Source organism: Rhodococcus sp. 11-3 (assembly GCF_023704055.1).
Lineage (GTDB): Bacteria > Actinomycetota > Actinomycetes > Mycobacteriales > Mycobacteriaceae > Rhodococcus > Rhodococcus aetherivorans.
In genome coordinates this window covers 209,001-221,481 of the sequence record NZ_CP080406.1, presented here as the reverse complement: position 1 = coordinate 221,481, position 12,481 = coordinate 209,001, and the positions used below count along the sequence as shown (strand labels likewise).

The window sequence follows — 12,481 nt, the reverse complement described above, 5'->3', positions numbered from 1 at the left end:
ACAGGCTCGGCCACCAGGACGGCAGGAGAACTCATGCAGGCGGTACAACTGACCGAAGCAACCGGGCCCGACGGCGTACGGCTCGTGGACCTTCCCGAGCCCGATGCGGACGGCCTCGTCGTCGTCGTCGATCTGCACGCGGCCGGAGTCTCGTTCCCAGACCTGCTGCAGACCACAGCGAGCTACCAGGTCGTGCGCCCCCTGCCGTCCGTGCTCGGCGTCGAAGGCGCCGGCACGGTGCGCACCGCCCCGGCCGGCAGCGGCCTGAGCCCGGGGCAGCGCGTCGCCGTCCTCGCCACCGGCGGCGCCTGGCAGCAGACCGTCGCGGTGGATCCGAAATCCGTCTTTCCGCTTCCCGATTCGGTGTCCCTGACGGCCGGAGCCGGATTCCTCATGAACTACCTGACCGTCCACTTCGCCCTCGACGAACGCGCCCGCTACCGCGCCGGCGAGACGGTGCTCGTGCACGGCGCCGCAGGCGGGGTCGGCGTCGCCGCCCTGCAGGTCGCGGCCGCGCTCGGACTCGAGACCATCGCGGTGGTGAGCACCGAGGAGAAGGCCGCGGTCGCGAAAGCCAACCGCGCCACCCACACCGTCGCCGTGGAGGGCTTCAAGGACCGGGTCCTCGAGCTCACCGGCGGACGCGGCGTCGACATCGTTCTCGATCCCGTCGGCGGCGACCGGTTCACCGACAGCCTGCGCAGCCTGGCACCGAACGGACGGGTCGTGGTCCTCGGCTTCACCGGCGGCGAGATTCCCACCGTCAAAGTGAATCGTCTTCTGCTCAAGAACATCTCGGTCCTCGGCGCCGGATGGGGCGAATACGTGCGTACCTTCCCCGGCTACACCGCCCAGCAATGGGCGCAGCTCGAGCCGCTGCTGCGCTCCGGGGCACTGCAGATCCCCGAACCCACCGTCCACCCGATGACGCACGCCGCCGAGGCGCTGCGGTCGCTCGCACATCGCTCCGCCACCGGCAAGGTCGCCCTGGCGCTGCGCCCCTGACGTCCAGAGAGACCCTGACCGTCCCGAGAACCCCACCCCCCGGAGGACCCATGACCATCGATCCCGTCGGCGTCGACGTCACCGTCGACGACGGCATCCTGCGCGTCACCCTCAACCGGCCCGCACGGATGAACGCCGTCACCACCGCCACCCTCGAGGCCGTCGCCGACGCCTTCGAGAAGCACGCCGGCGACGACGCCGTGCGCGTCGCGGTCCTCACCGGCACCGGTCGCGCCTTCTGCACCGGCGCCGACCTCGCCGGCAAGGACCTGTCCGCTCCGCCGTCGGCCGGGACCATCGACGCCGCCAACCGCACCGTCGCCGCGATCCGCGCCTTCCCGCGCCCGGTCATCGGCGCCGTCAACGGCCCCGCCGCCGGCGTCGGCGTGTCCCTCGCCCTGGGCTGCGACCTCACCGTCGCGGCCGAGTCCGCCTACCTGCTGCTCGCCTTCACCCGCATCGGCCTCATGCCCGACGGCGGCGCGACCGCACTCGTCGCCGCATCGATCGGCCGTGCCCGTGCCCTGAAGATGGCGCTGCTCGCCGAACGGCTGCCCGTCACCGAGGCACTCGCGGCCGGGCTGATCGCCGAGGTGCACCCCGACGACGACTTCGCCGCCGCCGTCGACGCGCTCGCCATCCGGCTCGCCGCCGGACCGGTCGAGGCCTTCCACGCCACCAAGGACGCGATCAACGACGCGACCCTCGGCGAGCTCGACAGCGCGTTCACCCGCGAGCGCGCCGGGCAGCTCGAGCTGCTGGCGTCCGCGGACTTCCACGAGGGCGTGAGCGCCTTCCAGGAGAAGCGGACGGCGGTGTTCGGCCGGGGCTGAGTCCGCCCGTCAGGGCTTCGGGGGAGGGGTGGCGCCGACCGTCTTGAGGGCGATCGCGACGTACTTGCGCGCCACCTCCTCCGGGCTCAGGGAGCCCTCGCGGTGGTACCACCGCGGGATGGACTGGCACATGCCGAGCAGCGCACGGGTCGTCTCGGCCGGATCCTCGACGTCGAACGCCCCGCGCCGGGTCCCGTCCTCGACGATCTCGAAGACGAGCTTCTCGATCTCCTTGCGCACCGCGCGGTAGCGCTGCCGGTTCTCGGGGCTGAGGTAGCGCACCTCGCCCTCGAGGGCGGCGAGGCGGGGACGGTTCGTCATGCGCAGCACGATCGCCTCGATGGCGTTGGAGAGCCGCTGCACCGGATCGTCGCCGCCGTCGGCGTCGGCGGCGTAGGCCCGGGTCATCACGTCGCTGGTCGAGAGCTCGAGCAGCGCGATGAGCAGGCCTTCCTTGTTCTCGTGGTGGTAGTACAGCGCGGGAACGGTGACGCCGACCCGGCGGGCGATCTCCCGTACCGAGGTGCCGTGGAACCCGGTCTCGTAGAAGGCGTCGAGCGCCGCGGAGAGAATGGGAGTCAGCTCCATCGGCTCGAGGCGACGCCAGTCCGGCGCAGCGACACCGTCCGCGACGGTGTCGTCGGTGGAAGTTCCCATTGCCGTACCCAACCTATCGATCGCTACATTCGGACGGCTCGAGGATACCTGTGCGTCGGCCCCGGCCGGGACGCCTGCGCACTCGGGGGCTCCCCGCGAGCGATGGACGCGCGCAGGAAGCACCACGGCGCGCGGACGACGAGGTGGGGGCTAACCCATCGGATCGTCGGCGCCGGCGCGTCCGGTGTCGTGGAACGGCGTCTGGAAGGTGCCCCAGCGCACGCACTCCCAGCCGCCGCCGGGCAGCGGGACCAGTTCGACGCTCTGGGTGTTGGCGAGGTGGTTGCTGGTCGCGAAGCTGCCCGGCACCCGGCCGAGGTGCGCGGCGACGAGGCGGATGGCGGCGCCGTGGCTGACCACCACGACGTCCCCCGAGCCGTCGTCGAGGTAGTCGGTGCGCAGCGACTCGACCACCGGCAGGTACCGGTCCAGGACGTCGAGGCCGGATTCGCCGCCGGGCACCCGGTCGCGCAGGTCGCCGGTGTGCCAGGACTCGTACACCTTCATGAACAGCGCGTGGGATTCCTCGTCGCTGCGGTCCTCGAGCTCACCGACCTGCACCTCGTGCAGGCCTTCGCGGACGACGGTGGTCACACGGGCGGCGAGCTCGACGTGCTCGGCGGTCTGCCGGGCGCGCAGGGCCTGCGAGGCGAACAGGGCTGTCGGCGGCTGCTGCGCGAAGCCCTGTCCGAGGGTGCGGGCCTGCGCGACGCCGAGGTCGGTCAGTTCGGCGCCCGGCAGCTTGGTGTCCAGGCGACGTGCGACATTCGCCACCGTCTGCCCGTGCCGGACCAGGATCAATCGGCCGCTCAACGCTCTTCCTCCCCGCGCCGCAGCCGTTGCAGCCACTGCGCATCCTCTTCGTCCGATACCGGGGCCACACCGTGCTGGGACACCGCCGCCCAGGAGCCGAGGAACCGCACCTGCGCGAAGCGGTGCAGCGCCTTGAGCGCCTCGGCAACGAGCGCGTCGTCGATGTGGCCGACACAGTCCAAGTGGAAAAAGTAGGTCCCGTATTCCTGGCGGGTAGGGCGGGACTCGATGCGGGTGAGGTCGATGCCGCGGGTGGCGAACTCGGTCATGGCCCGCACGAGGGAGCCCGGTTCGTTCGGCAGCTGCAGGATCACGGAGGTGCGGTCGATGCCGGTGCGCGCCGGCGTGGGGGCGGGCCGGGTGGCGAGCACGAACCGGGTGCGGGCGCCGGCGTGGTCGGCGACGCCGTCGGCGAGGACCGGCAGGCCGAGCCGCTGCCCGGCCAGGGCGGTGGACACGCCGGCGTCGGCCTTGCCGGCGGCGACGTCCTCGGCGGCGCCGGCATTGGACGAGGCGGCCACCACGTCGGCCTTCGGCATGTGGTCGACGATCCACTGGCGCACCTGCGCGGCGGCCACCGGATAGGCGTGCACGGTGCGGACCTCGTCGAGCGTGATGCCCGGCCGGGCCACGACGGTGAAGGCGACGTCCAGCTCGGTTTCGGCCACGATCTGCAGGCGCGGGCCGACCGCGAGGGCGTCCATCGTGGGGGGCACCGAGCCCTCCACCGAGCTCTCGATGGGCACCACTGCGCCGTCGACCGCGCCGTCGCGCACGAGTTGCAGCGCCGCGGGCGGGCTGGCGGCCGACACCCGCTCGACCGGGCCGTCGAAGGTGCCGGCGTCCTCGAACCGGGCGAGGGCCATCTCCGTGAAGGTTCCGGTGGGGCCGAAGTAGGCGATGCGGGGCACGCCTAGAAGGGTACGCATCGAACGTGTCCGGGCCCTGTCATCGCGGCAACGGGGTCATCGCGGCAACGGGGTCATCGCGCCGCCAGGCCGAGGGCTGCGAGGTCGCGCGCGACGCCGGCCGGGTCGTCGACCTCGACGGCGAGCAGGATCTCGCGCACGGCCGCGGCCGCCTCGGGGATCAGGGCGGTCAGCCGGCCGGGGTCGGGCGCGGCGAAGGCGGCGCGCACGTCGTCGCCGCGCAGGGCCGCGACGGTGGCGGCGAGCAGGGCGAGCACCTCGTCGGCGTCGCGGGCTCGGGCGACGTAACCGGTGCCGGCGTGGGCGAGGACGGACAGGAAGTCGGCGATCTCCCCCACGTCGCGTCCGGTGGGCAGGCCGGGGCTGTGTCCGGCGCCGACGAGTGCGCGGGCCGTCACGGGCAGGTCACCGGCGTCGACGTAGACGGTCAGAGGGGCGGGTACCGCGACGGCGAGCGCGTCGTCGAGGTCCGCCGCGGTGCAGTCGAGCTGGTAGCGGACCGGGACCGGGCGCAGGCCGGCCAGGCGCTCCGCGTCGGGGGCGACGTCGAGTTCACCGACGATCCGCACCGCCCCGGTGGTCTCCCCGAGGGCCTCGGTCAGCGTGGACACCGGCACCACGGGGTCTCCGATCGCGTCGAGCGCGGGGGCGGCGAGCGCGTCGGCGAGGGTCGGATGCCGGCGGGTGAGCAGTGCGGTGAGCAGGCCGCGGGGCTCCTCGCGGGACGGCGGCATTCCGAGGGTGAGCGGGATCGGCACGTCTCCAGGCTAGTCGCCGGGGTGTTGCGACCTCGCTCACCATGACTTAGGTTTGCCTCACCTACCAACCGAGGAGGATTCGATGCCGGCCACCACCGCCCGTTCCGCGCCCACGACCGCCGAAGCGGTCCGCACCGCCGTCGCCCGCACCGGCTCCGCCGCAGTTGCCACCGGCTCCGCCGCAGTTGCCACCGGCTCCGCCGCAGTTGCCACCGGCTCCGCCGTACTCGCCACCGACGGGGCCGCGCCCGTCACCGCGGTGCTGCACCACCTGCACAGCGACGGCGACCTGCTCGTCGTCGTCCCCGACGACTGTGCCGCCGTCGCGCTGACCTGGCAGCGCGGCGCCGCGGGCCTGCACTCCGTGCTGGAACTGACCGACCACTCGCCGCTGCGGCTGCGCAACCCCGTCCGCTCGCTCACCTGGCTCAGCGGCACCGCCCACGCCGTCGCCGAACCCCGCCGGCTCGCCGCCGACATCGCCGCGACCCTGCCCCACCCCGCGCTGCTCGACGTCGGGCACCGCGCCGAACTGCTGCGCGTACGCCTCACGTCCGTCGTCGCCGCCGACACCACCGGCGCCGAGTCCGTGGAGGTCGCCGACGTCCTCGCGGCCGCGCCGGACCCGTTCGCGGCCGTCGAGTCCGCATGGTTGCAGCACCTCGAGCAGGACCACGGCGACCTCGTCCACCGCATCGCCCGGCACATCCCCGTCAACGACCGGCGCGGCCGCATCCGGCCTCTCGGCCTGGACCGTTACGGCCTGCGCCTGCGACTCGAGTCCGGCCGCGGCGACCACGACGTCCGGATTCCGTTCCCCGAACCCGCCGACGACGTCGAGTCCCTGAGCCGCGCCCTGCGCCGCCTCGTGGGCTGCCCGTTCGCCAACGGGCTGCGCGCGAGGCACTGATCGGGCCCCGCGCTTCGGCGGTATCCTCGAGTCAGCACTCCCCCGAGCGCGTCGCACGCCGAAAGCCGGGAACCATGGCCGATTTCGATCCGGAAGCCACCCGCCCCGCGGGGCAGGGGATCGCGGCGGAACTCGCCGCGGCGGGGTTCGACGACGCCCTCGTCGTCGGCCGGGGCGGCTTCGGCGTCGTCTATCGGTGCCGGCAACGCTCCCTCGGGCGCACCGTCGCGATCAAGGTGCTCTCCTCCGACCTCGACGCCGAGAACCGCGAACGGTTCCTGCGCGAGGGGTTCGCGATGGGCGGGCTGTCCGGCCACCCGAACATCGTCAACATCCTCCAGGTGGGCGTCACCTCCACCGGCCGGCCGTACATCGTGATGCCCTACCACCCCAACGACTCGCTGGCGGTGCGGGTGCGCCGGGACGGGCCGATGCCGTGGTGGGACGTCGTCCGCGTCGGGGTCAAGCTCGCCGGCGCCCTCGAGACCGCCCACCGCGCCGGCACCCTGCACCGCGACGTCAAGCCCGCCAACATCCTCGTCACCGAGTACGGCGAGCCGCAGCTCACCGACTTCGGCATCGCCCGCATCGCCGGCGGCTTCGAAACCGCCACCGGCGCCTTCACCGGATCCCTCGCCTTCACCGCACCCGAGGTGCTCGAGGGCAAGCCGCCCACCCCGGCCTCGGACATCTACGGTCTCGGCGCGGCCATGTTCGCCCTCATCACCGGCCGCGCCGCGTTCGAGCGACGCACGGGCGAGGAGATCATCGCGCAGTTCCTGCGCATCACCAGCCAGCCCATCCCGGACCTGCGCCCCCACGGCATCCCCGACGACGTGTGCGCCGCCATCGAGCACGCCATGTCCGTCGACCCGGCCCGCCGGCCCGCGACCGCGGCCGACTTCGGCCGCGAGCTGCAGCAGACCCAGGCCCGGCACGGCCGCCACGTCGACGACATGGCCCTGCCCGGCGAGCTGCGGTTCCACGACCAGCCGACGGGCCGGCACCCCCTCGCGAAACCCGTCACGGCCACACCCGTCACGGCCACACCCGTCACGGCCACCGCGGCACCCGTCAAACCCGCACCGCCGGGACCGAACGGTCCCCCACCGCCACCGCCGCCCGGCCCACCCCGCCCGAGCGAACCCCCCGCGCGACGAACCGTGCGGCTGCCGGTGCTGCTCGCCGTGCTCGCCGTCGCGCTGCTCGCCGTCGCGGCCACGGCGGTCTACGTGGCGACACGGCAGCCCGGCGACGCCGGGACCGCCGCGGCCGGCGAGACCACCGAGGTCGCCCCGACCGCCGCGTGGCGACCGCTGCGGGACGCGCCCACCGCCCGCCAGCAGACCGCCGCCACCGTCGCCGACGGCACCGTATGGGTGTTCGGCGGCCTGGACGACTCCGGCTCCTCCCCCGCCCACGAGGGCTACGACCCGGCCATCGACACCTGGAAGGCCGGACCCGACCTGCCGATCCCGCTCAACCACGCGACGGCCGTCACGTGGGACGGCGTGCCCGTCGTCCTCGGCGGCTGGATCCCGGACGGCCCCGACCTCACCGCCACCGCATCGAACCGGGTCTTCGCCGTCCGCAACGGTGAATGGGTGGAGATGCCACCGATGCCCCGGGCCCGTGCCGCCGGCGCCGCCGTCACCATCGGGGACAGGATCTACGTGTTCGGCGGCCAGGCCGACGACACCCTGATCCGCCCCACCGACGTGTTCGACGGCACCACCTGGACCACGGTCGCCGACCTGCCGACCCCGCGCGAGCACCTCGCGGCCGCGACCGACGGCACCTACGCCTACGCCATCGGCGGCCGGGACCTGTCCGCCGACAAGAACGTCGCCACCCTCGAGCGCTTCGACCCCACCACCGGCGCGTGGACCGCCCTGCCCGACATGCCCACCCCGCGCGGCGGGCTCGGCGCCACCTACATCGACGGCCGCATCGTCGCCGCCGGCGGCGAGGAACCCACCCGCGTCCTCGCCGACGTCGAGGCGTTCGACCTGACCACCGGCACGTGGTCCGAGCTGCCGGACCTGCGGACCCCGCGGCACGGTCTGGCCCTCGGCGCGGTCGGCGACACCGTCTACGCCATCGACGGCGCCACCGGACCCACCCACGCCGAGTCGACCTCCGTCACCGAGGCGCTGCAGATCCCGCCGCGCCGCGTCCAGCCCGGGCCGGCGTGGCGGCAGCTGCGCGACGCCCCCACCGCCCGCCAGCAGACCGCCGCCACCGTCGCCGACGGCACCGTGTGGGTGTTCGGCGGACTCGACAACAACGGGTCCACCGCCCGGGTGGAGGGCTACGACCCGGCCATCGACACCTGGAAGGTCGGACCCGATCTCCCCCTCCCGCTCAACCACGCGATGGCCGTCGAGTACGCGGACGAGCTGGTCGTGCTCGGCGGCTGGGTGCCCGAGGGCGCCGACCTCACCGCCCGACCGTCGGATCGGGTGTTCGCGCTGCGCGACGGGCAGTGGACCGAACTCCCGGCCATGCCGCAGGCGCGTGCCGCCGCTGCCGCCGTCACCATCGGGGACAAGATCTACGTGTTCGGCGGTCAGGCCGACGACACCCTCCTCGCCACGACCGACGTCTTCGACGGCAGCGGCTGGAGCACGGTCGCCGACCTGCCGACCCCGCGCGAGCACCTCGCCGCCACCACCGACGGCACCTACGCCTACGCCGTCGGCGGCCGGGACCTGGCCGCCGACAAGAACGTCGCCACCGTCGAGCGCTACGACCCCGCCACCGACACCTGGACGCAGCTTCCCGACATGCCCACCCCCCGCGGCGGGCTCGGTGTCACCCACCTCGACGGCCGCATCGTCGCGGTCGGCGGCGAGGAACCCACCCGCGTCCTCGACGACGTCGAGGCGTTCGACCTGACCACCGGCACCTGGTCCGAGCTGCCACCGATGGGCGTCGCCCGGCACGGTCTCGTCGTCGCGACCGTGGGCACCACCGTCTACGCCGTCGACGGCGCGCAGCGGCCCACCCACGCGCAGTCCACCGCGTTGGCGGAGGCACTGGACTTCTGGTGAGGAAAGGCCGCTTCGCGGCCGGTGTGTCCTTCAGGTTGCCCCAGCCGCCCGAAGAACACACCGCGGCCCTACCTCCTCCGCGCCACATGACGCGGCCGACCGGAGGTCATCGTGGTCGGCCCACCGACGACCCGCCAGGCATGGACGGGAATGTCATCTCCGACGAACGACCGACGAGGACCCGTTCGAAGCTTGCACACCGCTCCGCGCCCGCACTCCGAGGGTCAGGGCTTCGGCGTGGCGGAACGTGCCCGCCACCAGCCCACCGCACCGGTGACGAGCAGCGCCCCCACGAGCGAGCCGATGATCCCGCTCGGCCGTAGCGACAGTCCGTCGCCGGCCAGAAGACTGACGAGCAGCCCGCCTACGAAGGAACCGGCGAGCCCGGCAGCGAAGGCGAGGGTCCAATCGATCCGCCCCGCCGACCTGCCCAGCAGCAACTGGGCCGCGGCGCCGACGACCATGCCGAACACGAGGATTCCGATGAGCAACATGGCGACAGCATAGACGCTGAGATCGAATGCGAATGATTATCGGGGCGAACGTCTTTCGGGACTCTCGCCGCTGTGGTGTTCACCGCGGCCGACCGGAGGGACCCCGGACAGCGCACGTCGAGTGCGGCCCACCCGTTCGCCTCGACTGTCGCTGCGCTGGGAGACGTCCGTGAACTCACCCGTGCGCGGGAACTGCTCGACGGTGTGCCCCCGAGCGACGAGCACGGGGTCCCCTGGCCGGTCTACACGCGTATGGCGCACGCCCTGCTCGTGGAGAGGTCGGTCGGGTCCGCCCGTGCGATCCACCTGGCCGATCCGCTGCGGCACACCACGAACGTCCCCGTCGTCACGGCACTGACGGCGAAGTGATATCGCCGTCCTCGTCACCCGAAGCGCGCTGTCGAGGTGTCGGCAACCCCTCCGGCGTGCAGGCTCTCGCGTTCGTCTAGGCGAGCCGCCTTGTCGCCGCACGCCTCGTCCGGGCCGACGAGACGCTCGCGGCTGCTCGGGTACTGTCCGCCCGGGAGCGGGAGATACTCGCCTACCTCCGCACCCCGATGACAGCGGAGGAGATCGCCGCCGCGCTGTTCGTGTCCGTGAACACCGTGCGAACCCACCAGCGCTCGATCTACCGCAAGCTGGGCGTCAACTCCCGTCGGGACGCGATCAAGATCAGGATGTGAGAGGCCCGCCGCGACGCGGCACAATCGCGACCGTGACGATCCGTACCTGGCTGACGCCACCGCCCCGGCCACCCGCCGAGCCCCTCGACCCGACGGCCCGCCGCGCCCTGTGGGTCGAGGTCACCATCGTCCTGCTCGTCACCTTCGGCCTGAGCGGGCTGTCGTCGATGCTGTCGCTGCTCGAATCCGCACTCGCACCGGAGCCGCTGTCCGACCAGACCGTCGCGCTGAACGTCCCCCGCTCGTCGCAGCAGTTCATCGACCTGGCCCGGCAGGTACTCGGCATCGTCCGGTTGCTGGCATGGGCTGCGCTCGGGGTGTACCTGCTGTGGCGCAGCGGCATCGGCCCGAAGGCGATCGGCTTCGCCCGGGACCAGCTGCGCCGCGGCCTGCTCCCCGGCGTGGGGCTGGCCGCGCTCATAGGAATCCCCGGGCTCGGCCTGTACCTGGTGGCACGGGCGGCGGGCATCAACCTCACCGTCGCGCCCAGCACTCTCGAGGACTATTGGTGGCGGCTGCCGGCGCTGGTGCTGTGGGCGATCGCGAACTCCGCCGCCGAGGAGGTTCTCGTCGTTGCGTACCTGATCACCCGACTGCGGCAGCTCGGCTGGTCGGAGAACTCCTCGCTGCTCGCCTCGTCGCTGCTACGCGGCAGCTACCACCTCTACCAGGGCCTCGGCGGCGGGCTCGGCAACGTCGTCATGGGTCTGGTGTTCGGCCGGTACTGGCAGCGCACGTCGCAGCTGTGGCCGCTGGTGGTGGCGCACGCGCTGATCGACAGCGTCGCATTCGTCGGCTACCAGGCGCTGCGCGGGCACGTGTCCTGGCTGCCCTAGCCCGGGCTGCGTACATTGGGAGGTCGTGAACGGCGACCATCCCGACCCCCGGCCCCGGCCCCGGCCGCCGCATCAGCCTCCGCAGATGCCGCCGCCGCGCCGCCCGGCACCGATGGGCCGGCCGGCGCCGCCGTCGTCGCCGTCGCCGGAGGGACCGCAGATCATCCGTCGCGACGGACGTCCCCCCGCCCCGCAGCAGGCCTGGTCGCAGGCGCCCACACCGCAGTACCGGCCGCCGGCACCCCCGCCGCGGCAGCCGCGGCCGGCCCCGCCGCCACACGAACCCCCGAGGCAGCAACCGCCGAGGCAGCAGCGCGACTGGGCGCCCAGACAGACCCCCGAACCGTACGACGAGCCGCGCCGCGCCGCGGCGCCCCCACCGCCGGCCCCGCCGCCGCGACGTCGGCCCACCCCGCCCGCGCCCGAGCCGGCCCCGCGCCGTCGCCCCGTCGGCGCCCGTCGCCTGCTGCGCCGCGCCGCGATCGTCGTGCTGGTGCTGATCGCCCTCGTCGGCGCCGGTGCCGTGTACCTCGACGGCAAGCTCACCCGCGTCGACGCGCTCGCCGACTACGACAACCGCGTCGGCGACACCCCGGGCACCAACTGGCTGCTTGTGGGGTCCGACAGCCGCACCGGCCTCAGCACCGAGCAGGAGCAGGAACTCGCGACAGGTGGGGAGACCGGCCCGGACCGCACCGACACCGTCATGCTGATCCACGTGCCCAGCGGCGGCGGGGCCACCACGATGGTGTCCCTCCCCCGCGACTCGTACGTCCCGATCCCGGGCCACGGCCAGGACAAGCTGAACGCGTCGTTCGCGCTGGGTGGTCCGGCGCTGCTGGTGCAGACCGTCGAGGGCGCCACCGGCGTGCACATCGACCACTACGCCGAGATCGGGTTCGGCGGCTTCGCCTCGATCGTCGACGACCTCGGGGGTGTGGACGTCTGCCTGCCGCAGGCCATCGACGATCCGCTGGCGGGGATCTCCCTGCCGGCCGGCTGCCAGGAACTCACCGGTCCGCAGGCCCTCGGCTTCGTGCGCACCCGCGCGACGGCGCTGGCCGACCTCGACCGGATGAACAACCAGCGGCTGTTCATGTCCGCCCTGCTCAGCAAGGCCACCGGCCTGAGCACGCTGCTGAACCCGGTGCGGATGTGGTCGCTGGCCTCCGGGGTCGCCGGCTCGTTGCGGGTCGACGAGAGCGACCACATGTGGCACCTGGCCCGGCTTGGGTGGGCGATGCGCGGCGAGACGGTGACCGCCACCGTCCCGGTCGGCGGCTTCGAGGACGTCTCCGGGATCGGCAACGTGCTGCTGTGGGATCGGTCGCGGGCCGTGCCGTTCTTCGACGCGTTGGCCCAGGACCAGCAGATTCCGCCGGAACTGCTGACGCCGCCGTCGTGAGCCCGCTCGCCCCGAGCCGAGCGAATGTATCGCTCATCTCCGTAGGCCGACGGAACGATACATTCGCTCGGCCCGGGGTCGGGCCGGGGTCGGCGAGGGGACGGG

At 73.3% G+C, this 12,481-nt stretch carries 13 protein-coding genes; 8 read left to right on the top strand and 5 right to left on the bottom strand.

Annotated elements, in window-relative coordinates:
- Window positions 1-33: 33 nt before the first annotated feature.
- Entirely contained in the window at window positions 34-1,005 is a 972-nt protein-coding gene (locus KZJ41_RS01000; protein ID WP_029546944.1) for an NADPH:quinone oxidoreductase family protein, read from the top strand.
- A 50-nt stretch (window positions 1,006-1,055) separates the two neighbouring features.
- Window positions 1,056-1,838: an enoyl-CoA hydratase gene (locus tag KZJ41_RS00995; RefSeq protein WP_065923214.1), complete on the top strand. Its 783-nt coding sequence runs from the start codon at window positions 1,056-1,058 to the stop codon at window positions 1,836-1,838.
- A 9-nt stretch (window positions 1,839-1,847) separates the two neighbouring features.
- On the opposite strand, the gene KZJ41_RS00990 is transcribed toward KZJ41_RS00995, so the two are convergent.
- The 4 genes from KZJ41_RS00990 to KZJ41_RS00975 form a co-directional block, all read right to left on the bottom strand.
- Window positions 1,848-2,495, bottom strand: a complete 648-nt coding sequence (locus KZJ41_RS00990) for a TetR/AcrR family transcriptional regulator (protein WP_006944631.1) — start codon at window positions 2,493-2,495, stop codon at window positions 1,848-1,850.
- A 150-nt stretch (window positions 2,496-2,645) separates the two neighbouring features.
- Window positions 2,646-3,308 carry a histidine phosphatase family protein gene (locus tag KZJ41_RS00985; RefSeq protein ID WP_065923215.1) on the bottom strand — a complete coding sequence of 221 codons (663 nt, stop codon included), beginning with the start codon at window positions 3,306-3,308 and terminating at the stop codon, window positions 2,646-2,648.
- Window positions 3,305-4,219 carry a prephenate dehydratase gene (pheA, locus tag KZJ41_RS00980; RefSeq protein WP_065923216.1) on the bottom strand — a complete coding sequence of 305 codons (915 nt, stop codon included), beginning with the start codon at window positions 4,217-4,219 and terminating at the stop codon, window positions 3,305-3,307. The genes KZJ41_RS00985 and pheA overlap by 4 nt, the downstream gene beginning before the upstream one ends.
- Before the next feature lie 71 nt (window positions 4,220-4,290).
- Complete coding sequence (locus KZJ41_RS00975; protein ID WP_198163345.1) at window positions 4,291-4,995, bottom strand: hypothetical protein; 705 nt, start codon at window positions 4,993-4,995, stop codon at window positions 4,291-4,293.
- A gap of 82 nt (window positions 4,996-5,077) precedes the next feature.
- Here KZJ41_RS00975 and KZJ41_RS00970 point away from each other — a divergent pair, with 82 nt between their 5' ends.
- Both KZJ41_RS00970 and KZJ41_RS00965 read left to right on the top strand, forming a co-directional pair.
- Window positions 5,078-5,905 (top strand): DUF2470 domain-containing protein, encoded by an 828-nt coding sequence (locus tag KZJ41_RS00970; protein ID WP_065923217.1) that lies wholly within the window; start codon window positions 5,078-5,080, stop codon window positions 5,903-5,905.
- A gap of 74 nt (window positions 5,906-5,979) precedes the next feature.
- The gene (locus KZJ41_RS00965) at window positions 5,980-8,958 is read left to right on the top strand and encodes a kelch repeat-containing protein (protein ID WP_065923218.1); all 2,979 of its coding nucleotides are present in this window, start codon (window positions 5,980-5,982) and stop codon (window positions 8,956-8,958) included.
- Window positions 8,959-9,182: 224 nt separating this feature from the next.
- On the opposite strand, the gene KZJ41_RS00960 is transcribed toward KZJ41_RS00965, so the two are convergent.
- Window positions 9,183-9,452: a hypothetical protein gene (locus tag KZJ41_RS00960; protein WP_006944638.1), complete on the bottom strand. Its 270-nt coding sequence runs from the start codon at window positions 9,450-9,452 to the stop codon at window positions 9,183-9,185.
- Between the two features lie 72 nt (window positions 9,453-9,524).
- On the opposite strand from KZJ41_RS00960, the gene KZJ41_RS00955 reads away from it, so the two are divergent.
- The 4 genes from KZJ41_RS00955 (at window position 9,525) to KZJ41_RS00940 (ending at window position 12,376) form a co-directional block, all read left to right on the top strand.
- The gene (locus tag KZJ41_RS00955) at window positions 9,525-9,821 is read left to right on the top strand and encodes a hypothetical protein (RefSeq protein WP_065923219.1); all 297 of its coding nucleotides are present in this window, start codon (window positions 9,525-9,527) and stop codon (window positions 9,819-9,821) included.
- Window positions 9,822-9,964: 143 nt separating this feature from the next.
- Window positions 9,965-10,135 (top strand): response regulator transcription factor, encoded by a 171-nt coding sequence (locus tag KZJ41_RS00950; protein ID WP_072633908.1) that lies wholly within the window; start codon window positions 9,965-9,967, stop codon window positions 10,133-10,135.
- Window positions 10,136-10,167: 32 nt separating this feature from the next.
- Window positions 10,168-10,971, top strand: coding sequence for a CPBP family intramembrane glutamic endopeptidase (locus tag KZJ41_RS00945; protein ID WP_006944640.1), 804 nt, complete (start codon window positions 10,168-10,170; stop codon window positions 10,969-10,971).
- An 85-nt stretch (window positions 10,972-11,056) separates the two neighbouring features.
- The gene (locus KZJ41_RS00940; RefSeq protein ID WP_373566459.1) at window positions 11,057-12,376 is read left to right on the top strand and encodes an LCP family protein; all 1,320 of its coding nucleotides are present in this window, start codon (window positions 11,057-11,059) and stop codon (window positions 12,374-12,376) included.
- Window positions 12,377-12,481: the final 105 nt, after the last annotated feature.

Bases quoted from the DNA above. Each gene is read 5' to 3' on its own strand.
- KZJ41_RS01000 (WP_029546944.1), top strand. From the start codon at position 34: ATGCAGGCGGTACAACTGACCGAAGCAACCGGGCCCGACGGCGTACGG.
- KZJ41_RS00995 (WP_065923214.1), top strand. From the start codon at position 1,056: ATGACCATCGATCCCGTCGGCGTCGACGTCACCGTCGACGACGGCATC.
- KZJ41_RS00990 (WP_006944631.1), bottom strand. From the start codon at position 2,495: ATGGGAACTTCCACCGACGACACCGTCGCGGACGGTGTCGCTGCGCCG.
- KZJ41_RS00970 (WP_065923217.1), top strand. From the start codon at position 5,078: ATGCCGGCCACCACCGCCCGTTCCGCGCCCACGACCGCCGAAGCGGTC.
- KZJ41_RS00965 (WP_065923218.1), top strand. From the start codon at position 5,980: ATGGCCGATTTCGATCCGGAAGCCACCCGCCCCGCGGGGCAGGGGATC.
- KZJ41_RS00960 (WP_006944638.1), bottom strand. From the start codon at position 9,452: ATGTTGCTCATCGGAATCCTCGTGTTCGGCATGGTCGTCGGCGCCGCG.
- KZJ41_RS00940 (WP_373566459.1), top strand. From the start codon at position 11,057: ATGCCGCCGCCGCGCCGCCCGGCACCGATGGGCCGGCCGGCGCCGCCG.